The organism is Candidatus Poriferisodalis sp., from assembly GCF_965262965.1.
Taxonomy (GTDB): domain Bacteria; phylum Actinomycetota; class Acidimicrobiia; order Acidimicrobiales; family Poriferisodalaceae; genus Poriferisodalis.
Map to the genome: position 1 here is coordinate 3,198,503 of NZ_OZ253573.1, position 22,501 is coordinate 3,221,003.

General features: G+C 63.1%; 14 protein-coding genes. 8 read left to right on the top strand and 6 right to left on the bottom strand.

Annotated elements, in window-relative coordinates; all coding sequences use genetic code 11:
- Positions 1 to 51: 51 nt before the first annotated feature.
- The 4 genes from ACQY5K_RS15375 to ACQY5K_RS15390 all read right to left on the bottom strand — a co-directional run bounded on the left by ACQY5K_RS15375 (position 52) and on the right by ACQY5K_RS15390 (position 5,343).
- On the bottom strand, positions 52 to 1,200 hold the full coding sequence (locus tag ACQY5K_RS15375) for a SulP family inorganic anion transporter (RefSeq protein WP_428122732.1): 1,149 nt from the start codon (positions 1,198 to 1,200) through the stop codon (positions 52 to 54).
- 9 nt (positions 1,201 to 1,209) lie between these two features.
- Complete coding sequence (locus tag ACQY5K_RS15380) at positions 1,210 to 1,410, bottom strand: hypothetical protein (protein ID WP_428116969.1); 201 nt, start codon at positions 1,408 to 1,410, stop codon at positions 1,210 to 1,212.
- 64 nt (positions 1,411 to 1,474) lie between these two features.
- Entirely contained in the window at positions 1,475 to 3,706 is a 2,232-nt protein-coding gene (locus ACQY5K_RS15385; protein ID WP_428116972.1) for an acetyl/propionyl/methylcrotonyl-CoA carboxylase subunit alpha, read from the bottom strand.
- 11 nt (positions 3,707 to 3,717) lie between these two features.
- Entirely contained in the window at positions 3,718 to 5,343 is a 1,626-nt protein-coding gene (locus ACQY5K_RS15390; protein WP_428116974.1) for an acyl-CoA carboxylase subunit beta, read from the bottom strand.
- A gap of 140 nt (positions 5,344 to 5,483) precedes the next feature.
- Between ACQY5K_RS15390 and ACQY5K_RS15395 the strand changes: the two genes are divergently transcribed.
- The 8 genes from ACQY5K_RS15395 to ACQY5K_RS15430 all read left to right on the top strand — a co-directional run bounded on the left by ACQY5K_RS15395 (position 5,484) and on the right by ACQY5K_RS15430 (position 19,972).
- Positions 5,484 to 6,149, top strand: a complete 666-nt coding sequence (locus tag ACQY5K_RS15395) for an O-methyltransferase (protein WP_428116977.1) — start codon at positions 5,484 to 5,486, stop codon at positions 6,147 to 6,149.
- Positions 6,150 to 6,381: 232 nt separating this feature from the next.
- Positions 6,382 to 9,648 carry a DEAD/DEAH box helicase gene (locus ACQY5K_RS15400; RefSeq protein ID WP_428116979.1) on the top strand — a complete coding sequence of 1,089 codons (3,267 nt, stop codon included), beginning with the start codon at positions 6,382 to 6,384 and terminating at the stop codon, positions 9,646 to 9,648.
- A gap of 152 nt (positions 9,649 to 9,800) precedes the next feature.
- Positions 9,801 to 13,202 carry a DISARM system helicase DrmA gene (gene drmA / locus ACQY5K_RS15405; protein ID WP_428116982.1) on the top strand — a complete coding sequence of 1,134 codons (3,402 nt, stop codon included), beginning with the start codon at positions 9,801 to 9,803 and terminating at the stop codon, positions 13,200 to 13,202.
- On the top strand, positions 13,199 to 14,992 hold the full coding sequence (gene drmB, locus ACQY5K_RS15410; protein ID WP_428116985.1) for a DrmB family protein: 1,794 nt from the start codon (positions 13,199 to 13,201) through the stop codon (positions 14,990 to 14,992). The genes drmA and drmB overlap by 4 nt, the downstream gene beginning before the upstream one ends.
- Positions 14,982 to 15,776: a DISARM system phospholipase D-like protein DrmC gene (gene drmC, locus ACQY5K_RS15415; protein ID WP_428116988.1), complete on the top strand. Its 795-nt coding sequence runs from the start codon at positions 14,982 to 14,984 to the stop codon at positions 15,774 to 15,776. Before drmB ends, drmC begins: the two co-directional genes overlap by 11 nt.
- Positions 15,777 to 15,817: 41 nt before the next feature.
- Positions 15,818 to 17,752, top strand: coding sequence for a DNA (cytosine-5-)-methyltransferase (dcm, locus tag ACQY5K_RS15420; RefSeq protein ID WP_428116991.1), 1,935 nt, complete (start codon positions 15,818 to 15,820; stop codon positions 17,750 to 17,752).
- Positions 17,753 to 17,916: 164 nt separating this feature from the next.
- Positions 17,917 to 18,699 (top strand): alpha/beta hydrolase, encoded by a 783-nt coding sequence (locus ACQY5K_RS15425; RefSeq protein WP_428116994.1) that lies wholly within the window; start codon positions 17,917 to 17,919, stop codon positions 18,697 to 18,699.
- Positions 18,700 to 18,820: 121 nt separating this feature from the next.
- Entirely contained in the window at positions 18,821 to 19,972 is a 1,152-nt protein-coding gene (locus ACQY5K_RS15430) for an amidohydrolase family protein (RefSeq protein WP_428116997.1), read from the top strand.
- A gap of 1,583 nt (positions 19,973 to 21,555) precedes the next feature.
- Here the strand turns inward: ACQY5K_RS15430 and ACQY5K_RS15435 are convergent.
- Both ACQY5K_RS15435 and ACQY5K_RS15440 read right to left on the bottom strand, forming a co-directional pair.
- On the bottom strand, positions 21,556 to 21,978 hold the full coding sequence (locus tag ACQY5K_RS15435) for a PIN domain-containing protein (protein WP_420445046.1): 423 nt from the start codon (positions 21,976 to 21,978) through the stop codon (positions 21,556 to 21,558).
- Complete coding sequence (locus ACQY5K_RS15440; protein WP_428117000.1) at positions 21,969 to 22,187, bottom strand: antitoxin; 219 nt, start codon at positions 22,185 to 22,187, stop codon at positions 21,969 to 21,971. The genes ACQY5K_RS15435 and ACQY5K_RS15440 overlap by 10 nt, the downstream gene beginning before the upstream one ends.
- Positions 22,188 to 22,501 lie beyond the last annotated feature (314 nt).

Sequence of the window (22,501 nt, forward strand, 5' to 3'; positions counted from 1 at the left end):
CGCCCGGGTCGCGCCGACAGTAGCCCCGGGGCTTGTTGCTGCGCGTCGCGTCTAATCCAGCAACTGCCTGGCCGCTTCCCGGGCTTCATCAAGGGTTGCGACCATGTGCTCGTCAGGGACTTTGCGCAGAACGTTGAGCGATTCGAGCGTGGCGGCAGGCATGCCGTCAAGCGCCATGACAATGCACTGTGCGTCGCCGCCGGCAGCGGTGTCGATGAGCTGCTCGATGACGAGGGCGGCACTGTCGTCGATGTAGTCGGTCTCGGAGAAATCCAAGATCACGACTTCGTGGCCGACGATGTCGTCGCCGATCGTGCGGATGAGCTTGCTCGACGAGGCGACGGTGAAGCTGCCACGCAGCTTTACGATGCCAACACGTGCGGAGTAGGGGCCAATGCCGTGGATGTCGGGCGTCTGGCCGTGGAGGAAGATCTGGTCGAGGAGGGGCACCGAGACGACGCTGTCGAGCTGCAGCCGTTCCAGTTGGCGGGCGCCGATCATGCCGGCCACGATCAGCCCGACCGCCACCGCTGTGACCAAGTCGACGAAGACAGTGATGCTCAGCGTCGTGAGCATGATCAGCAGGTGCTCTCGCTGGACGCGCCCGACACGTGCCAGGAACCGCCAGTCGATGATCTGCCAACCGAGCACGGCCAGCATGCCCGCCAGGGCCGCATGGGGAACGAACTCGAGGTAGCGCGCAAGCCCCAGCACGATTGCCAGCAGCGCCAGAGCGCGTACAACCACCGAGACACGCGTCGTTGCCCCGAGCCGGATGTTCAGAACGGTCGTGACGAATGTCATGTGCCCCGGGAGCCCACCGGTGAGCCCGGCCGCGACATTCCCGGCTCCGAGGCTCATCAAGCCACGGTTGGCGTCGGTTTGCGTGCGGGTCTGAGCGTCGACGGCGAGCGAGGACAGCAGGCCGCGCACGGTGCTGAGCAATGCAATCGTCAGTGCCGGTACCAATGAACTCGCCAGGAAGTCGAACGCCAAGACCGGCTGCTGGAGCTCGGGCAGGCCTGTGGGGACATCAACGATGGTGGGCACGTCGCCCAGCCAGATGACGCTGAGCAGCGTGCCGCAGATGAGGCCTGCAACCGTCGGGGGAACAGAGCGCCGCAGTCTGCGCGGCCACGCAATCGCGATGACGAGCGTGACCACAGCGATCGCCAGCGCACTGGCGTTCAGGTCGCTCAGCGCGTCGGGCTAATCCCGGATCGCGGTGAGGGGTTTGGTGATCTTGACCGGTGCGCCCACGAACAGTCCGACGGCGATCGCGCCGTAGATGCCGCTGGCCGCCCCAAGTCCTGACACGACGCCGAAGGTCGCTGCGGGCGTGATCGTGATGGCCGCCGCGGCCAGCCCGTCGCTGACATCACCTCGAAGGGATTGCAGGTCGTAGCTCATATCGAAGCTGTCCGACCCCCCTCGAACGCCGACCAGATCGACGCTATTCGACGGGGTGTCTCGGCTATTCGTCTGCCGTGATGACCACGAGCAGTTCGCCGTTGTCGACCTGATCACCGACGGCAGCGCGCACCTCGCTCACTCCGCCGTCGGCCGGTGCGGCAATCTGGTGCTCCATCTTCATGGCTTCCATCACCACCAGCACCTGGCCAGCGCTCACCCGGTCTCCTTCGGAGACGTTGACCATCAGCACCTTGCCGGGCATCGGCGCGACCAGTCCGCCCTCAACAGCCTCGGCGTCCGGGTCGGGGAATCGAGACCGCTCCCGCAACGTCGCTGAACCGGTGAGCGGCCCGGTGACGTACCAGTTGTGACCCCGACGGCTGATCTGCCAGGTACCTCGCATCCCGCTGCCAGAGGAATTGAGCACAGTGACGTCGAGTTCGGCGTCGAATTGCTCGGCGGGGGGTGCGTCGGTCACCCCGCCGGCCATGTCGTCCACGATGGTGTGGATCTGGATCGAATGGGGCCGCACGACGAACTCGCTGGAGTCCGGCAGGCCCTCGTCGCCGTTGTCCCCGCCTCCGTCGTCGCCGTCGTCGGCCTCGCCGTCGCTCGGTTGGGGTTCGCCATCTTCCGGCGGCGCAAACGGAGCGTCGGTCCGCAGCGGCCCTACGCGCAGCCGGTAGCTGCGGTCCCGTTGACGCCGGTAGGCAACGCTCACATCGACATCGCCTGCCGCGGGATCAAGTGCCGTGAGCGGCAGCACTTCGTCGGGCATGACGCTGTTGCGGTACCCCGATGTCATGAAGCCCAGCGCAGTCGTTAGCTCACGATTGCGGGCCTGCGACACCAGCGCCACGGCTGACGCCGCTGCATGCAGGAACAGGCCGCGGCCGGGCGGTGAGGCGGTCGCAAGCCCTGTCCGGTCAATGAAATCAGTGGTGGTGTCGCCAGCCAGAAACTCGTCGCTGCGCAGCACCGCAGAGAGGAAATCGCGATTGGTGACAACGCCGCCCAACCGGGTGCGGTCGAGCGCTGATGCCAAGCCGAGCGCAGCCTCGGTACGCGTCGGTGCCGTCATGACCACCTTGGCGAGCATCGGATCGAACTCGGTGCCCACCACGGAACCCATCTCAATGCCTGAATCGAAGCGTGCCCCGGGCTCGCTTGCGGGCACCCACAGCTCGATAGTGCCGGTTGCGGGCAGGAATCCGTTTCTGGGATCCTCCGCGTACAGGCGGGCCTCGACGGCGTGGCCGTTGATCGCCAGGTCGGCCTGTTCGTAGCCCAGCGGCTCGCCGGCTGCGACGCGGATCTGCTCACGCACCAAGTCGAGACCGGTGATCTCCTCGGTGACCGGATGCTCGACTTGCAGACGGGTGTTGACCTCGAGAAACCAGAACTCAGCGTCGTCGCCGCTGCCTTCCAGCAGGAACTCCACGGTCCCAGCCGAGTGGTAGCCAATCGTGCTGATCGCCGCGACAGCAGCAGCACACATGCGCTCACGCAGCGCCGGTGTCACGGCCGGCGACGGTGCCTCTTCGATGACCTTTTGGTGGCGTCGCTGGATCGAACATTCCCGCTCGAAGCAGTGCACGACGTTTCCGTGCGTGTCACCCAGCACCTGGATCTCGACGTGGCGAGGCGCTGGCAGGTAGCGTTCCAGGAACACCGTGTCGTCGCCGAAGGCTCCCGCGGCTTCGCGTTGGGCCGCCGCCACAGCATCCGCGAGCGAACTCGCCGAGCCCACGATGCGCATGCCTTTGCCGCCGCCGCCAGCCGAAGCCTTGACCAGCAGGGGATAGCCGACGTCAGAAGCCGCAGCAGCTAGGTCGTCGGGGGACATGTTGTCGGTCACCGGGACCGACGGCAGCGTCGGGACGCCCGAAGCCACCATGGTCTCCTTGGCGGCCAGCTTGTCGCCCATCGCTGCAATGGCCGCAGGCGGCGGCCCCACCCAGATCAGCCCCGCTTCGATCACAGCCGTGGCGAAGTTGGCGTTCTCCGACAGGAAGCCGTAGCCCGGATGCACGGCATCGGCGCCGCTGCGCACAGCGGCAGCGATCACCTTGTCGATCGACAGGTACGACTCTGTCGCTGTTCGTCCGCCGAGCGGCACCGACAGGTCCGCGTCGGTGACAAACGGTGCGTCGGCGTCGCCGTCGGAATACACGGCGACCGTCGAGATGCCCATGGCGCTCGCGGTGCGGAAGACCCGGCGGGCTATCTCGCCGCGGTTGGCAACGAGCAGCCGTCGCAGCGGGCGTTGCTGTGTTGGAGTGTTCTCGCTCATCGCAGCCGCCCCTACATCCGGAAGACACCGAAGCCGTCGGCGCCGTTCACTTCGTTGTTGTGGCACGCCGACAGCGACATCGCCACCACGTCACGGGTGTCGCGCGGGTCGATGACCCCGTCGTCGGTCACTCGCCCGCTGGCGTAGGCGGCCAGTGACTTCAGCTCGTGGAAGTGCTCGACCTGCTCGGTGATCTTGCGGTCGGCGTCCTCGTCGAACTCGATGCCGCGCCGCATGGCTTGGCCGCGCCGCACGATCGACATCACACCGGCGATCTGCTTGGGTCCCATGATGGCGATCTTGGCGGTCGGCCACAGGTACGTGAAGCGGGTGTTGAACGCCCGGCCTGACATGCCGTAGTTTCCTGCCCCGTAGCTGTTGCCCAAGATCATGGTGATGTGGGGCACCATCGAGTTGGACACCGCGTTGATCATCTTCGAGCCGTTCTTGACGATGCCGCCCTGCTCGAAGTCCTTGCCCACCATGTAGCCGGTGATGTTCTGCAGGAACAGCAGCGGGATGTCCTGCTGGTTGCAGAGCTGGATGAACTGGGTGGCTTTCTCGGAGCTGTCGCTGAACAGCGGTCCGTTGTTGCCGATGATGCCGACGGGGAAGCCGTGTACGGAGGCCCAACCGCAGATGAGCGTGGTGCCGTACCGCGACTTGAACTCCTCGAAGCGGGAGCCGTCCGTGATGCGGGCGATGACCTCGCGGCAATCGATCATGGCTTGGAGGTCCCGCGGCATCAGCCCGAGCAGTTCCTCAGGGTCATGCATCGGGGGGTCCGCAGGCATCGTCGGGCCGGGACCGTGCTTGCGCCAGTTGAGATGGGCCACCACTTCCCGGCAGATGCGCAAGGCGTCCGCTTCGTCCTCGGCAAGGTAGTCGGCGAGGCCCGAGATCTCAGCGTGCATCTGCGCCCCGCCCAGTGTCTCGTCGTCGGAGTCCTCGCCGGTCGCCATTTTCACGAGCGGCGGCCCGCCCAGGAAGACCTTGGACTGGTTGCGGATGAAGATGTTGTAGTCGCTCATCCCGGGCTGGTAGGCGCCGCCGGCCGTCGAGCTGCCGAACACCACCGAGATCGACGGAATCTTCAGCTTCGACAGCTCGGTGACGTCGTAGAACAGCCGGCCGGATTCAGCGAAGTGGTTCTCTTGTTCGCGCATCTGGCGTTCGGGGTCGTCGTTGCCTCGCAGGTCGCCGCCGGCCGATTCGACGAACTGGATGTACGGCATCCGGTTGTCCCGGGAGATCTCGATGGCTCGCATGATCTTGCGGCCGGCGAACACCGTGATGGCGCCGCCCAGCACCGTCGGATCGTTGCCTTCGATCATGCACTCGACGCCGTTCACGACGCCGATGCCCATCACCAGCCCGCCGCCGACGGCGTAGTTGGAGCAGTAGCCGGCTAGCGAGCTGATCTCGTAGAACGGCGAGTCGCGGTCGACCAGCATCGAGATGCGTTCGCGGACCGGCATCTTGTCCCGGCTGCGCATGCGGGCCATCGCCCGCGGCCCGCCACCCGCTGCTGCCTGCTGGTGCAGCTCGTCGAGTTCGGCGAGCTGTTCGCGCATGTCTTTGCAGTTCTTGGCGAACCACTCAGAAGACGTGTCGATGTGTGATCGCAGTACCGGCATGTGACTCCCGTGTGTAGGCAATCAGCGCGAACGCAGACGCGAACCTTCGCAGTCTGCTTGACCGTTCCGGCCAATGCCTACTGCGCGGGCCGCGCTCTGCGATCTTGGGGCCGCCGCCGGTGCGACCTACCCTCGTCGCCGTGTCCCGCCAGAGCGCCTTCGTCGAAGATCGAGTTGCGTCGTACGCAGCAGCGCACTCGCTGCAGCCGACGGCGGTCCAGCGGGAGCTGATCGCCGAAACGGCAGCGCTCGGGCGAGTCGCGGGCATGCAGATCAGCCCACTGCAGGGCGCGTTCATGGGCGTGCTGACGACGGCGTTGCGCCCCCGGCTTGCTGTCGAGTTGGGCACGTTCACGGGCTACTCAGCACTGTGCGTTGCAAGTGCGCTCGAACCGGGTGCCGAGCTCATCTGCTGCGATGTGTCCGAGGAATGGACATCGGTCGCCCGCCGCTACTGGGAGCGAGCAGGCGTGACCGATCGCATCGACCTGCGCATCGGACCGGCGCTGGAAACGTTGCGTGCGTTGCCGACCGAACCCCAGATCGACTTGGCGTTCATCGACGCCGACAAATCCAGCTATGTCGACTACTACGAGGAGATCTTCGGCCGGCTGTCGCCGGGCGGCGTGATTCTCGTGGACAACGTGCTGTGGGGCGGAACGGTTGCCGATCCCGCCCGAGACGACGAAGGCACAGCAGCCATGCGGGCATTCAACGACCGTGTCGCAGCCGACGACCGGGCATGCAGCGTGATGCTCCCCATCGGCGACGGCCTGACGATGATCAGCTATCGTCCGGGCGCCTAGGTCGTCGGTTGGGTTCTGGATGTATTCACGCGCTGCAATTGGACATCGACAGCGGAGATTTCCGAGCGGCACTTGCTCTCATGGAACCGTCGTGCGCGACGGAGATCGCTCATCGAGGGCCGAGTTGGTGGCCGACATCAAACTCGAGTGCAGAAGCCTTGTCACTCGGCGTAGGTGTCACACCACGCTGCTACTACCGCGACGAGGCTGACGTCTTGAGAGGGCGGGTGAAATGAATGCGCAATTGGTGACGGGAGCGCTGGTCGAATTCACTAGTCAGCCAGGCACCTATGGGGTTATTGACGAGTTGAATGGCGCTGTAGCCACCGTGCGCTGGGACCCCGGCATCGACCTCAGCCCTATGGTGAATTGGAAGAGCGGCAGCCTCCGCCGCGTGGAGCTGCCATCGATGGTGGTGCGAATCGGGGCGGACGAACCCGGGCTCCTTCTAGAACCAATCGGCGATGAGCCACCGAAGTGGCGGGTCCAGTTCCTGAGTGGATTGCGAACGGTCCCCGAGGCAGCACTACGCCCGAACCAGAATCTTGACCCCGTAGCGAAGTTCAGGAACGGTCAGATCGGCTCGTACAAGAAGTTCCGGCTTGGACTGGTGACGCGTCACCACCGTCTCGCGCACCTCCACGACGACCTCGTGTCGCTCGGGCACACCCGGGTCGACGTCAAACCGCACCAAGTGGGCGTGGTGCATCGTGTCGTTACGAGTTACCCGCATCGCTTCTTGCTCTGCGATGAGGTCGGCCTCGGCAAGACGATAGAGGCCGGCATGATTCTGAAGGAGCTTCGTACCCGCGGAATCGTGAAACGTTGCCTCATCGTTGTTCCACCGAATCTCCGGCGCCAATGGCAGTTCGAACTCAAGACGAAGTTCAACGAGGTTTTCTCGATCCTCGATACAGACACGGTCCGTTACCTTGAGAAGACAGAGGGGTTTACCGACAACCCGTTCACTCGGTACGACAGCGTCCTAGTGTCCGACGCGTGGATAACCAGTAGCACGCGCTCCGAGCAGGTTCGGCTAGTCGACTGGGACCTGATCATCGTCGACGAGGCCCATCACGTCCGATCTACTCGTCATGGCAATGGAGTGAGCACAACACGGCTGTACCGCCTCGTGCGAGAGCTCGCAGATCCCGCCCACCTTGGGAAACGCTCGATCCTGTTCCTGACTGCGACACCGATGCAACTCCAGACGCACGAGCTGTACTCGCTGATTGAACTGCTCGATCCGGTCCTGTTTCCGAGCGAGCACCACTTCGAGGAGCACCGGCACGCGGCGCGGGGGCTGAGCCAACTCGTTGAGCAGCTCAGCGAGACGTATCCCATTCCTGGCGAGGACCCAGCGACGACGATCGAACGCATTTGCCGCTGGCTCGACTTACCCGAACACGAAGTCCGACAACGGCTCCAAGATTCGGACGACGGACGCATAGCGCTGTGCCGTGATCTATCGGACCGCCACCTCCTCTCGGAAATCCTCATCCGCAACCGCAAGAGTGTGGTCGGAGGCTTCATGCCTCGGCGCGCTTATCGCTGGGGAGTCAGACTCACCGATGAAGAACATTTGGCACTGAGTCTCGTTGAGGACTATGTCCAGAATGGATTCGCGCTCGCCGAATCGGCGCAGGAGAACGCCCATGCCTTCGTCATGGTGTTGTTCCAAAAACTGATGGCTAGCAGCATTCGCGCGCTCAGTCAGTCGCTGGCAGGTAGGCGCGATCGCCTCTTGGACAAGGCCGCTCCGGTACGCGCGTCGGCCGCCGAGCTCGAGCAGTTCTTCGAAGAGCACGAGGCTGCGGACGCGGTCGCGAAGGCGAACCTCCATGAAACAGAGGCTGCCGAGCTCGATGAGCTAGTGCAAGTGCTGACTGCACTTCCCATCGACTCGAAGGGCGAGGAATTCGTCCGGCGCATGACGATCCTCTTTGAAGAGGATCAAGAAACCAAAGTCCTCGTGTTTACTGAGTTCCGGGAGACTCAGAAGTACCTTGAGGAGCTGCTTGAGCGGGCAAGCCCGGCAGGGCATCAGATCGGGGTCAACGTCTTCCATGGACAGCTAAAGCCGCGGGCCAAGGATGACGCCGTGGAGGCATTCCGCTTGGGTAGCGGCGCACAGGTGTTGCTCTCGACAGAGGCGGGAGGGGAGGGCCGAAACTTTCAGTTCTGCCACTACTTGGTTAACTACGACCTGCCTTGGAACCCGATGCGCGTGGAACAACGCATCGGCCGTCTCGATCGCATCGGTCAGGAACACGTAGTCCGAGTATTCAATCTGTACGCCGAAGACACGGTGGAGGAACGGGTGCTCGATGTCCTTGATAGGCGCATCAACGCCTTTGAGGAAACAGTCGGGGGTCTCGACCCGATCCTTGGTGAAGCCGAGGACGACCTGCGCAAGATCCTGCGCCGGGGGCCCTCCGAACGCGACGCCGCGCTAGACGCTCTGGGACGTCGACTCGAGGATCAAGTCAAGAATGCCCGGCGGGCCGAAGCACAGCTTCGCGACTTCGTCATGGACGTAAAGAGTTACAGCCGGGAGATCGCCGAGCAGATTGCCGGGCGGGACCATGGACTGAGCCCGGCCGCGCAACAGGCGTTCATAGCCGCACTCCTCGCTGACGTGCGCACTTACATCAAGGCGCGCGGTGACGAGTTCGAGTTGACCTTCCACGACCCGTTTCGTGGTGACCACCTCCATGAATTCTTTGCCCTGAGCCCCAAGCGGTGGGCCGTCTTTCATCCGAGCGCGCTCCGCGACGTCGAGCATGTCGAGTTCTTCGCTTTCGGGCACCCCATCATCGAAGCAATCGTGAGCGATGTCTTGGAGGACAGCTACGAGGGAGCTACCGGGTCTTGGCAACTCGAGTCTGCCGACGACCTACCGGAGGGAATGGGCTGGCTCTTCGTGCATCAGGTCAACACTTCCGGAATCCAGCCCCGCTCGGACCTCGTGCCCGTATTTGTAGCCGACAACGGGCAGGTCAGCACCGAGGTCGGCTCTGCACTTGTAAGCCGCGGCGCCCTGTTCAGCCGTCGGGGAGAAGGCGATATCCCTCGAGATGAAATCTCGGTCGACAGCATTGAGAGAGCAGCTGCTGCGGCCGAGGCTCACGTTGACCGTCTCGCTGAAGAGCGCCAGACGGTTGTGACGGAGGAGGCGGACAGACGAGTCGACCGTGAGTGGGAACGGCTTCAAGCATGGTTTAGGCATCGGGAACGAGCAGCGGCCGACAAGCTCGCCAGCACTCGCGACACCCTCGACCGGCTTCGCGCGAGCACCGATGAAGGTGCGCGAAGAATCCTGCCAATTTGGGAGAAGAATCTTGCAGACGCGGAACGCATGGTGGAGCAGCTCTCCGTTGACCGAGCTCGGCGTACGTCGGAGCTCGAGAAGTATCGACGACCTGTCATTGACTATCAGCTCGTCTCGGTCGCCCGCATCGCAGCGCAGGCGAGCCCCGCCGCGCAAATCTCCAGATGAGCAAGGCACGGGTGCCAAAGTGAGGATCCAGTTGCAGGTTGTGCATACGCAGCGATGTGATCCGTGTAGAGACCAATGCCGCGAGGTCGGAGGTCAGCTACCCCGAGGGATGACAGATTCATGGTCCGACGGCAAGCCTGGAAGGCACCCACATGGCTGACACACGAATCGAGGCACAGCGAGACATCCGGGATGATCTCGTCGACACGCTCAGCCGCGAGCTGCTGGGCCCGTTCGATGGGCCCGACGAGACGTTGCGTCAGCGTCCTACTGGCAAGTACCTCGTAGGTCGGCTCGCCCCGGCAGGCACACAGGTCGGACAGGAAGAGGACGAGGGCACCGCCGACATCGGAGCGGGCGACGAGAACGCTGACGCGGGATATGCCTCACCGATCTCGATGGCCATGAACCCCTCGAGCATCGGTCTTTCCTTCACGATCGACTGCTCGATCCAAGAAATTGAAATCACTGCCTGTTGGGGCACCTACGCCGAACACAAGCGTGAGGTCGAGAGGAGGGATGGAGCTACCGTCGAGGCCGTCGAATGGGCCCGCACGGAGCACACTCACAGATTGACTATCGCAGTCGCCGACCCGGACCGGCTTGAGGTCGATGGCGGCGTGGAGATTCAATGGCTCTGCCGGACCCTGCCTGACGGAAAGCGCCGCGCTGTGTCGGTGTTTCTCGTCAACCGGGTCCGTTCCACGAATCCCGGCCGGCCAGACGACAGCGAGTGGCTGTTTCAGCCGACGCTGCTTGCACGTCATCCCGATGGTTTCGCGGTGTTCCAATCACGGTCCCTGAACGATGTTCTCGACTTCGACGCCTTGGACCCCGATCGCCGCGCGGACGAATTGCTCTTCCGCGAACGGCCCGAGTGCGCAGTTGGACACGGGTGCGCGGCCGATTGGGATGCGCAGGGTGGCGCCGGTGCCACCGAAGTGCGAACGACGGTTTTGCCGATTTACGAGCTGGCGAGGGTTGACCCCCGAGGGGGCGACGACCCCGGGCTCGACATGCGGAAGCTCGGTGGGAGCCATTCGGAAGGTTTGCCGGGCGATCAACTGGAGGAGTTGTTGTCCCCGCTCGCGGATGCTTACGGGAACTGGGTCGAAGGTCTGGCGAGCCGCGTCAATAGCCTCGATGCTCGTCTCCGGGAGCAAGCAGACGAGCACATTGACGGGTGTCGTCGAGTTCACCAACGTATCGAAGAGGGAATCCGACTACTTTGCCGCTCCGACGACGAGACATCACTGCTCGCCCGTAGGGCGTTTTGCTTCGCGAATCGGGCGATGGCTCTGCAACGAGCCCATTCCGCGGTAGCACTTCAACGCCGACGAGGGGAGGCGCCGGGCAGCCCCGATGACGTCCCCGCCACTTGGCGCCCGTTCCAGCTCGCATTCTTCCTGATGAACCTTCCGCCGCTCGTCGACCGAACGCATCCGCGCCGGAGAGCATGTGACCTGCTGTGGTTTCCGACCGGCGGTGGCAAGACGGAGGCGTATCTCGGATTGGCCGCATTCGTCCTTGCGCTTCGACGTATCCGCACACATCTTCCGGGCTATCGAGCCGACGGTGGCGTCGGTGTTCTCATGCGCTACACGCTTCGGCTGCTTACGGTGCAACAGTTCCAGCGCGCGACCGCTCTGGCTTGTGCATGTGAACTCCTCCGAGCGCAAGAGGGCGTGTGGGGCAGCGAGCCATTCTCGATAGGACTTTGGGTAGGCACGAGCGTCACTCCGAACCACTTCTCGAACAACGGGAGCAATTGGGACGACGGAGCGAAGGAGGCGCTGGACAAATGGCGCGACGACAAGAGAATTCGGGGCGGAACACCAGCTCAGTTGCTCAGTTGCCCGTGGTGCGGAGCGCAACTCGGTCCCCTTGAGTACTTCGCTGACGAATACGAGCAACGAGTTAAGATCTACTGCTCAGATGACAGCTGCGAATTCGCTCCCGCGAATGACTGGGGACTAGACGGGATTCCGGCCCACACAGTCGACGAGCAGGTCTACCGACACACCCCATCACTGATTATCGCCACAGTCGACAAGTTCGCTCAAATGGCGTGGAACGGCCGGGTCCAGTCGCTGTTCGGCCGAGTTCAGCGCCATTGCGAGCGTCACGGTTACATCTCGACCGGCGAGAAGCACCCTGCTAGTCGCCATAACGCCGACCATGGACGCGGGTGGCCGCAAGCCGAGATAGTTGATGTCGAGCCGTTTGAGCCACCCGATCTCGTCATCCAAGACGAACTCCACCTCATTTCGGGACCGCTCGGCACCCTCGTCGGCCTTTATGAGACGGCGGTGGACGGGCTGGCATCGGTGGAAGAGGAGGGACAGCGGTTCCCACCAAAGATTGTGGCATCAACGGCCACGATCCGTCGCGCTGATCGACAGGTCGGCTCCTTGTTTCACCGTTCCCTGATGATCTTCCCGCCTCTCGGGTTGGACTCCACCGATTCTTGGTTCGGTATGGAAGCTCAGCCTGAGCAGGATCCTGGCCGCCTGTACTTGGGAGTGTTCGCGCCCGGCAAGTCCGTCAAGACAGCCCTGGTTCGGGCCTACGCAACATTGCTGTCGAGGGCAAGACGGCTTCACGAGGGAGACCCCGAGGCCGGCGATGCCTACATGACGCTCATCGGCTACTTCAACAGCCTTAGGGAGCTTGGTGGCGCCGTCCGGCTGGCCGAGGATGACGTCCCCGGTCGGATTCGCGTACTCGCGTCCCAGTCGAAGGAGGAGTTCGCCAACCGACTCCTGTACGAGCGCCACGAGCTGACGAGCAACAAGACCGCCGATGAGGTCCCAGAAATCCTAGGTCGACTTGAGCGGCAATTCCCAGCGGGCACCCCACAGCGGGGCATGTACCCCGTCGACGTACTGTTCGCGAGCAACATGATCTCCGTCGGAGTCGACATCGACCGCTTAGGACTGATGGTTGTCAACGGTCAACCCAAGACGACAGCCGAGTACATACAGGCCACCAGCCGAGTCGGCCGTCAAACGCCGGGTCTAGTTGTAACGGTTTACAATTGGACACGTCCTCGCGACATCAGCCACTACGAGCGATTCCGCAGCTACCACGAAGGTCTGTACCGGCACGTGGAACCCGCCTCCGTCACGCCCTTTTCGTCGAGGGCACGCGACAAGGGCTTAGCCGGCGTTTTTGCCTCGCTCGTCCGCCAAGGCGATCCGGGCATGGCTCCCGAGAATGCGGCGGGCAATTTCGACCCCGCCAACAATTGGGTTCGGCAAGCCATCGACTTGGTATGTGATCGCGCCGCCCACATGATTGCTGCTGACGAAGCTGCAGAGACCAAAGCGGAGCTACTCGGGCTAGTCGACAAGTGGGTCGACAAGAAAGCGGACGGGGACTTACCGTGGTCGCGGCGGGGCCGCGGCGGAAGCCCTGCACCTGACAGCCGCTGGCTGATTGACCAACAGGAAGATGGCGACGGCCTCGGGGCGTTCGTGGCGCCCGGCTCGCTACGCGAGATCGAAAGCGAAGTGCATATTCATTTGCTCGACCGGAATGACGGCACCGCATGAGCTCTTCCTCGGCCCGTCACCCGAAGGTCGGCAAGTTGCGTCCGACCCAAATTGTTAGCCAACACGGTCCGGGGGCCATTGTCGATCTACCAGAGCTTTCCGTCGTGATTGCCGGGATTGACGAATGGAAGGTAAAGGGCAGCGATCGCATCATAGAACCCAGACTGGAAGCATTCCTGAAAGCCTCTAGTCTGTTTCGGCCTCCCCGCCCTAGTCCCGCTGCTTTTGGCGGTGTGCCGGCGTACGTATTTCCCGAGTGGCTCGTCTGCCCCGTCGGCAAGTGCCGATTGTTGGCGCCAAAAGAGAGTTTCCAGTGGGTCGGGCCGCCTGTCGGCGAGTTTCGCTGTCCCCGCGATGACCGCCACAGCGGCAAGACCAGAGTGTCGGCCTTCCCCGCTCGCTTCATGACCGCCTGCCCGAAGGGTCACTTGGACGACTTCCCATGGCACAGGTGGGTGCATGTTGAAGATGAAGGGCACTGCAGTGGTCCACTTCGATTGGACGATGAGGGGAGGTCGGGCAGCGTCAACGATCTCGTTGTCAGTTGCGAGCGCTGCGACGCAAACCGTCGCATGGGAGGCGTGTTTGAACGGGGCAAGCTCCAGGACTGCAGCGGTAGAAGGCCTTGGCTTGGGCCATCGGACTACGAGGCCGCCTGCGGGGAGGACCCACGGGTCGTCTTGCGCGGTGCATCCAACGCCTATTTCTCGGTAACCGCCTCAGCGCTGTCGATTCCGCCGTATTCGGACCCGATTCAGATGGCGATCGCGCCCTACTTGGACACGCTCGTCAAGCTCAGCACCGTTGACAGAATCGAACAGGCAGCAGAACTCGATCTCTTGGGCGACCTCCTGTTGAATTACAGTCCCGAAGAACTGCTGGCCGCCGCCCGCGGTGAGGTGACCGAGATCGAACGCCTCCGACCGGACGAGTACCGAGCATTCCTCGATCCGCCCGAGCCGGCCCAACCACCGCACGAGTTCGAAGTGCGCCGCATCGACACTCCATCGGGAACCGAAGCCGGCAAGCTCGCAACGGTACGAGCGGCGACGCGGCTACGCGAGGTGCGTGCCTTGCGGGGCTTCACCCGCATAGAGGCAGGTATCGACGTTGGTGACCTCGCGGACGTTGCCAAGCTCGACATCGACGTGGCTCCCTTGGGGCCTAAGAATGTGACGTGGCGACCCGCCGTGGAATTACGAGGAGAGGGCATCTTCCTATCCCTTGATGAGCAAGCGCTCAATCGTTGGGAGGAGAGGCCCGAGATCGCTTCCAGAGCGCGAGAGCTATCGGTCAAGTTTGACGAGCATCAAGCCGGCCGCTCCGACGACGCGACACAGTGGCGGCCATTCCCCGGAATGCGTTACATACTTCTCCACACTCTGGCGCACGCCCTAATTCGACGACTGTGCCTCGACGCGGGTTACTCCTCATCTGCACTGCGTGAGCGGATCTACAGCGCATCTGGGGATGACCCGATGGCAGGGCTACTCATCTATACAGCCAGTTCCGACTCAGAAGGGTCCCTCGGCGGTCTCGTCGACCAAGCGAAACCGGACCGGTTTGGAGCCGTGCTGGTCGAAGCGCTCCAGGACGCACAGTTGTGTGCGCAGGATCCCCTTTGTGGTGCTGACGAGCTCAGCGGTGCCGTAGGTCTGAACGGCGCTGCGTGCCACGCCTGCTTACTCCTCGCAGAAACGTCCTGTGAGGCCAGCAACCGGTTCCTCGACCGAGCGGTTCTCGTGGAGACGCTAGGGCGCTTCGGCCGATGGTACTTCCGTGGAGCCTGAATCGGCTGCTGCTGCGTTTGTCCTCGCCGAGCCAACCGAACGAACGAGGCAGCTGATTGATTTTCTCCAAGACGGTTTTGTCGACCCGACATCCAGTAGGGCACGCGTCGCGGAACACGTTGCACTCGGTGGGTCGTCGCTTGACAGGACAATGAGCCTGCTGCGCGCATGGCGCGAAGAGCCCAACGGTGATTCGCGCCTGTCGCGGGTATTGCGATCACTTCTTGAGGTCAAGCACTCCGTCGAGGAGAGCGCTACGCAAGCGGAGCTTGTATGGACCGGTCACAAGCCCCCGGGCTCGCCGTTGCGCAGTACTCCCCCAGTCATTGGTGAGATGCTCGACGCGGCGAAGTCGCACGTGATCCTGTTGTCATACTCGGTCTGGCTGGGCCACGCTCGAGTCCGCGCCGTTCTGGACCGATTGGTGGCGGCCCGTCGGCGTGGAGCCCAGGTCACGTTCGTTATCGACCGCAACTACGACCCCGATGGCTCGGGACCGGGTCACAATTACGGTGAGCTCCGGGCGAGATGGCCCGTGGAGGCGCTACGACCAGATGTGTATAGCTGGGGTGACGACGACGACCGGATTGCAAAGCTCCACGCCAAGGTGATCATCGTCGATCGGCGCGATCTCCTCGTCACGTCGGCAAACCTCACTGGCCACGGCATGAGCGGGAACCTGGAACTCGGCGCACGGCTCGTTGGCCGACCCGCACAACAGGCCCATGATCACGTCCTCCGCCTCATCACGAGCGGGGCCTTCGTTCGCGAGGATGTGTGGTGAACCACCGACAGAGAACCGATACGCCCTACAGTCCGGTCCCGATGGAAGTGTTGCCGCGAGTTCGGCGGGTCGACACCGTTCGAGGCCCCAGGATTTCGGTCGCGCCGCACCCGGCTGCAGCTGACTCTGTAGTTGCTGTCCAAGAGTGGGTCGCCTCCCGAGCGCTACAGCGCCCCCTAGCGGCGGATCTATTTTGTGGCGCTGGCGGCCTAAGTCTCGGTCTCACCGATGCGGGCTACGACGTCGTGGTCGGAGTGGACAGCGACACCGTGGCCCTTGAAACGTACGCGGGGCTTCACCCCGGCCTCACTCTCTGCCGAGACCTCAACGATCAAGATTCCGTTGCCGAGGTTGCTGCGACGATTTCGAAACTCGGCGTCGACCTCATCGCGGGTGGGCCGCCGTGCCAGCCTTTCTCCAAGGCTGGCGTGTCAAAGATTCGAAGCCTTGTTCGGACAGGAGTTCGACCGGAATACGACGTCCGGCGAGACTTGTGGCAGGCATTTCTGGGGGTTGTGCTTCGGGTGCAGCCCCGTGCGGTCTTGCTTGAGAATGTTCCCGACATGGCCACTTCCGCCGATACGGTCGTTGTCCGCAGTTTGGTCGGGGAGCTTGAGGCCAACGGCTATTCGGTCCACACGAGGCTGTTGCGTGCGCGTGATCACGGCGTGCCTCAGATTCGCCAGCGTTTTCTGCTGGTGGCACTGGCTGATGGACTCGGATTTCGGTGGCCTCCATCTCTACGCGATCCCGTGACGGTGCGCCAAGCCATTGGCGATTTGCCCGTCGTAGAGGGCGGCTGGCGGCCGCCCGAGGCGGCCGACGGGTTGCTGCCGTACAGAGCACCAACGAAGAGGTGCCAGTTCTTGCGGCGTGCCCGCAGAGGTACGAGCGGCGCCGATCGGTCGCGCGTTTACGACCACATCACGCGACCAGTGCGAGACGACGATCGATTGATCTTCGACTCGATGACGCCTGAGACGCGGTATTCCGACATTGATGATGCGTTGAAGCGATACCGCGATGACATCTTCGATGACAAGTACAAGCGACTCGACTGGCAGAAGCCGAGCCGAAGCGTCACCGCTCACATGGCAAGAGATGGCTATTGGTACATCCATCCCGATCAGCCTCGGACGCTCACTATCCGCGAGGCTGCGCGTCTGCAGACATTTCCGGACCGCGTTCGATTCGCGGGACCACCCTCGGCAGCGTTTCGTCAGATCGGAAACGCAGTTCCGCCGAGGCTTGCCGAGCGTGTAGGCCGGTCGATTCGACGGGCGCTCGAGGGATCTGTACCAGCGGCCGTCTCGTCAATGGAACTCGGTCAGAGTGTTGCGACTTGGTTCGAGAACAAGGAACGCCTCGTCGTGCCGTGGCTCGAGGCACCGACGATGTGGTCGGCGCTGCAGGCGCAGATGCTGTTGGGTCAAGCCCGCGGCAACGCGATTCAAGAAGCTTGGCCGCTGTGCCGGAAGCTAGATGGACCTGAACTCACGATCGAATCGCTCGATCGACTCACAGAATTGGCCTGCTCGATTGGCCGGGCGCACCGTGTTGACCTCGTCGTCGACCTCGCTCAGTGGTACATCGACAACCGAGATGGCCTGACGACCGCCAACTCGCTTGCGGATGGACCGGGCGTTACTCCTCGGATGGCTGCAGTGGCGGCGTTGGTTGACCCGAGCAGCGGTCCTACGCCGGTCGTTGTGAGCCAAGGTGCCCTGAGGGTGGCATCCCGCATTTTTGGATCGAATCCGGAACAGAGCCGTCCGGGAGGTAGTGGCCGGCTAGCGGTCACTCGGTTGCTCGGAGGTGCGGGCGGCTTCGGACCCGACGAGTCACGGACTGCGATGGCCGGAGTCATAGAACTCAGTGCGAGCCTTTGCACACCTAAGAACCCACGCTGCGGGGAGTGCCCGCTCGCGACTCACTGCGCGTGGGCCAAGAAGAACATGCGCTTACGCGGTAGCTGAGCTCATTCGTTATGTTCGACACCAACTGTGGGCAGGAGGCGATCCCTCCGTACATACCGAGGTGAGAGTTTTCGATCACGCAGATGGAGGCAATTCGAGCACTGCCTCACCTCCGATCGGCGACGGCCTGACGATGATCACGCGCCGCCAATAACATCCCCGCCGTGGCTGAATCGGGCGCCTGGCCCATCGAGACTCACATCCTCCATCGAGCCGACGCCGGTCGGAGCTACCAGCTCTGGGTCGCGCTGCCGATGGGCTACCGGGCCGACGCCGCCAACCCGTACCCGCTCGTGGTCTGCTGCGATGCGCCGTGGACCTTCGGCACTGCGGTGGACACCACCCGCATCCTGTCGATGTCACGGGAAACGCCCCGCTGCGTGGTCGCTGGCATTGCGCACGACACCACCGATATGCGCGAGATGCTCGACTTGCGAGCAATCGACTACACGGTGACCCCGGCCGAGGCCCCGCCGATGACCGGCATCCGTGCGCCTGCCGCCGACACGGGTGGGGCCGAGTCGTTTCGACAGTGGCTTGCCGGTGATGTGCTGCCGCTGCTGCGCGACCGCTACCACGTCGGCGAAACCACCTACGTGGGCCACTCGTTCACGGCGTTGTTCGGCCTGCACGTGCTGTTCAACGCACCCGACATGTTCGCCCGCTACCTGCTTGCGAGCCCGTCGGTGTGGTGGGACTACGAGGTCATGTTCCGCCTCGAAGCCGAGCACGCTGCGGCCGGCGGCGATCCGGACGTGAAGGTGTTCATGTCGATGGGGGAGAACGAGACCGACGAATACTCGCCCCAAGCCAAGTTCCACGACCAGTTCTCGGCCCGCGGCTACCGCAACATCGACCTCACCTGGCACGTCTTCCCCGGAGAGAATCACAACACCGTGGTCGGCCCGGCTGTCAGCCGAGGTCTCCGGGCGCTGTACGCCGACTGATCTCAGCTTCAAAATTCCAGATCCTCGGCGGCATCCCGAACGGCGGTGACCCGTCTTCGTTCCGCACCGATTGCGGGGGTGGGGCAGAATGGGCCCACTGGGGCAACGGGGAGGCCGTGACATGGCCATGACGGAGACACGCAAGGGACTTGGGCCGCTGGCGACGAACGGCAAGGTGCCGGTGTACGACGCGGATGCGCACATCGCCGAGCCGCCGTCGGTGTGGCAGGAATACGCCGATCCGAAGTTCCGCGACCAGATCATGCAGTGCCGGATCATGGACGACGGTACCGATGCCGCGTTCGCTGAAGGAAAGAAGCTGCGCAACGGCATCGCGCCGGCGTGCATCCCGCATGCGTACGGCACCAAAGTCACCTGGGATGACATTGTGCCGGGCAGCTACGACCCGGCCGCACGCCTGTCGGTGATGGACGACGAAGGTCTCGCCGCCGCGCTGATGTTTCCGTCGCTCATGCTGATCTCGGGCGACATCAACGATGCCGAGGTCGCCGTCGAGAACGCCCGGGCCTACAACCGCTGGATGACCGACTTCGTGTCGGAAGATCCGAACCGTCTCTTCGGCGTGGGCGTGTGCCCGCTGCAGTCAGTGGACGGCGCCGTGGCGGTCATCGAAGAGGTCGCGAACGCCGGTCTGACGGGGGTCACCTTCCGTCCGGAGCGCTACGGCGGCCTAGAGCTGTTCTCCCCGGACATGGATCGAGTGTGGTCCGCAGCCGAGCATCACGACCTGACGGTCGCTATCCACGGCAGTTTCGGCTCGGGAATGCCGAGCTTCGCCAAGACCCGCTACGAGAACCAGTTCTACGTCCACATGGTGTGCCATCCGTTCGAGCAGATGGCCTCGGTGATGGAGATGGTGGCTTCGGGCGTTCTCGACGACCATCCGATGCTGCGAGTGGGCTTCTTCGAGTCGGGCCTGGGCTGGCTGCCGTACTGGCTGGACCGTCTCGATGAGCACAAAGAAGCCATGGGCCATCTGGTGCCGAGGCTGAAGCGCGACCCCACCGAGATCTTCTCCGAGCAGTGCTTCGTGACCATGGAAGCCGGCGAAGGCGAGGCCTTCGAGCAGGTAGCGGCCATGGGCCTCGCGCACACGGTCGTGTGGGGTTCGGACTACCCCCACTACGACTGCACGTTCCCCGGCGCGCTCGCCGAGCTGAACGAGACCTTCGAAGGCTTCGACGACGAGGTCAGCAGCCTGCGAAACGAGGTCGTCTACACCAACGCACGCCGCTTCATGGGTTTGTCATAACCCCTTGACGGACGACCTCGCCGCGGAGCTGCCCCAGGTCAAACCGTGGGAGCAGCGCGCAAATGGCGTGCTGCCGCTTGCCGGTGGGTACGAGCGGTACTTCGACACCTTGGCTTGGATTCTGCAGCAGTGCCGCGATGACCGGCTGGATCAAGATGAACTACAGCAGCGCTACATGGCGGCTTACTCGCTGGATGCCTATGTGGCGTTAGTTCAGATCCAGGGGCTGCAGAAGTACGGCCTCTTAGAGAAGACTCCAGACCGCATCGCCCTCACCTCGCCCAGCGCTCGCTGGCTAGAAACGCGGCGCGCGGATTTCGTCGTCGGAACCATGCACGCGAACCTGAGGCTCGTCGGTGAGTTGATTCACGAGGTGCGACTACCGCGAACACGAAAGTCACTACTCAAGACTGCCAACGACAGATACGGCTTCGGATGGCAGAAGGACTCGCAGATCGCGTACCGACTCGGATGGTTGAGGTCCGCTGGCTTCGCACAGCAAAAGCCCGGCAATACGTACCAGGCAACCGACGCAGGACTTTCCTTTCTCGATCGAATCAAGCTGTACCGGCCCAACGAAGTGACGACGGTGAGTGTCGACGATCTTGGAGTGCCACCTCCCGCCCGGGATGGGGGCTCCGTTCACGAGGGCAATGGGACAGAAGGCGGAGAACTGCCGACGGATGAATCCCATCCAATCCGCCCCGAGCCGAAATCGCCCCGATCGTTGGCAACTGATATCGCTCAACGTTTGATCCAATGCGCGAACGATGGAGCTAGGCACAAGGAGTTCGAGGAAGCGGTGCGAGACGCCTTTGCGTTCTTGGGCTTCGAGGCACAACTGCTGTCGGGAGCGGGTCAAACAGACGTGTTGGTCAGCGGGGTTCGCCAGCCTGCCGACGGTGACGACCGCACAGCGAATCGTTGGCGATACAAAGCGGTCGTCGATGCGAAAGCGGTCAGTAAGGGCAAGCTCACATCTGGTCAGGTCACGTGGCCTGCGATCGAGAAGCATCGGAAGTTGCACCAAGCTGAGTATGCGCTCTTGGTCGGTCCGGAACCGAGTGGTCAGCTACTCGACTTCGCTACGAGCGCACGGATCGGCGTGCTTGCCGCCGAATTGCTCGCCGAACTTGTTGCCAGGCACGCCTTGGTGCCGCTACCGCTGCCCGAGTATCAAGCATTGTTCGCCGACGAGAATGACCAGCCTCGCGGCGGCACAGTAGATCTTGTGCCAATTGAGGCCGCTCGCGCCGAACATGAGCATCGGCGTGGCTTGCTCGTCGGTGCATGCCGAGCGGTGTCGAACGTGGCAGAGAGCGGTTCGGCGACGGCCACAGCTCAAGTCGTGCAATTCGCCCTGAGCCAGAACGGGATTGCATCACGGCTTGGGACGTCGACGCTGCTCTTGAACTGCTCGCGAACCCGTGGCTTGACGCGATCGGATTCCGTGGCGAGCATCCGAACAGGGACTACTTGCCGACGGCTGCCCCAAGGGTGGTGGCGGCACGGTTGCGATGGCTGGCTGACGCCTTCGACGAAGCGAGTGACGCTTCAGCCGAACCGTCCAGCTCCGGTTGACTTCACAAACTCGGCGTTATCGCAAGCCGTTCGACGGGCTGGCCGGTGACCTCTGCGATGAGTTCGAAGTCCTTGTCGACGTGCAGGACGGTCAGTCCCGCGAGTTCCGCCGATGCAGCGAGCAAGAGATCCGGTATCGACGGCGCACGATGATGACCAGCTCGCGCCAACGCCAGTTGCACTTCGACTGCCCGGTCCTCCGCTGCCGGTGTCAGATACTCGACAGGCATCATGCTGAGCGGAGGTTCATCAAACCGCCGACGAAGTTCTTCGGCTGAACGAGCCGCTACGCCGAGTTCCAGCCTCGTCGCAGTCGCGATCCGCACGAGTCCGCGCTGGACTCGCTTTGTCCACTCACTTGCGTCGATCGCGATTTCCAGCCGAACCAGCGCCGAAGTGTCTATAAGCCACTCGGTTACCGCCATGCGGAGGCGATGAATTCGGGGTCCTTGGCGTCGGCGCAGGTCTCCGCGAGCCTGCGAAAGGACTCCACCGTCACTTCAGGTGTACGTGCGCATTCGCGTTCGAGCATTCGACGCAGGTACTCGACTCGGGAAAGCTCAGCCCTGCTTGCGTTGGCATCGACGGCCGCGACAACATCGTCGGGAACGTCACGAATCAAGATGTCAGCCACGTTCGAACCTCTTCATCTGGACGATATCGTACGATATCTAAATCTCTCCGACCCGACAACCGGCTCTTCGCATTTTGGCGCGGAGTCGGGGGTGTCGTACCGGACTCGACAGTGTGTTCGGGCTGTTTATTGGGGGTGGGCCTCGGCTGGCGAGGTGTGGTGCAGGATCGTGTCGGGTTTGGCGGTGTGCTGTCGGTCGCTGGTCCCGCCGCGGCCGGGGGCGGTTCGCCGGTGCCAATGTGCAGCAATGTCGTACTATGAAAAGGTATGTAAAGTAATTGTAATGATCGGATTGGGTCGAGAACGTGTGTTTG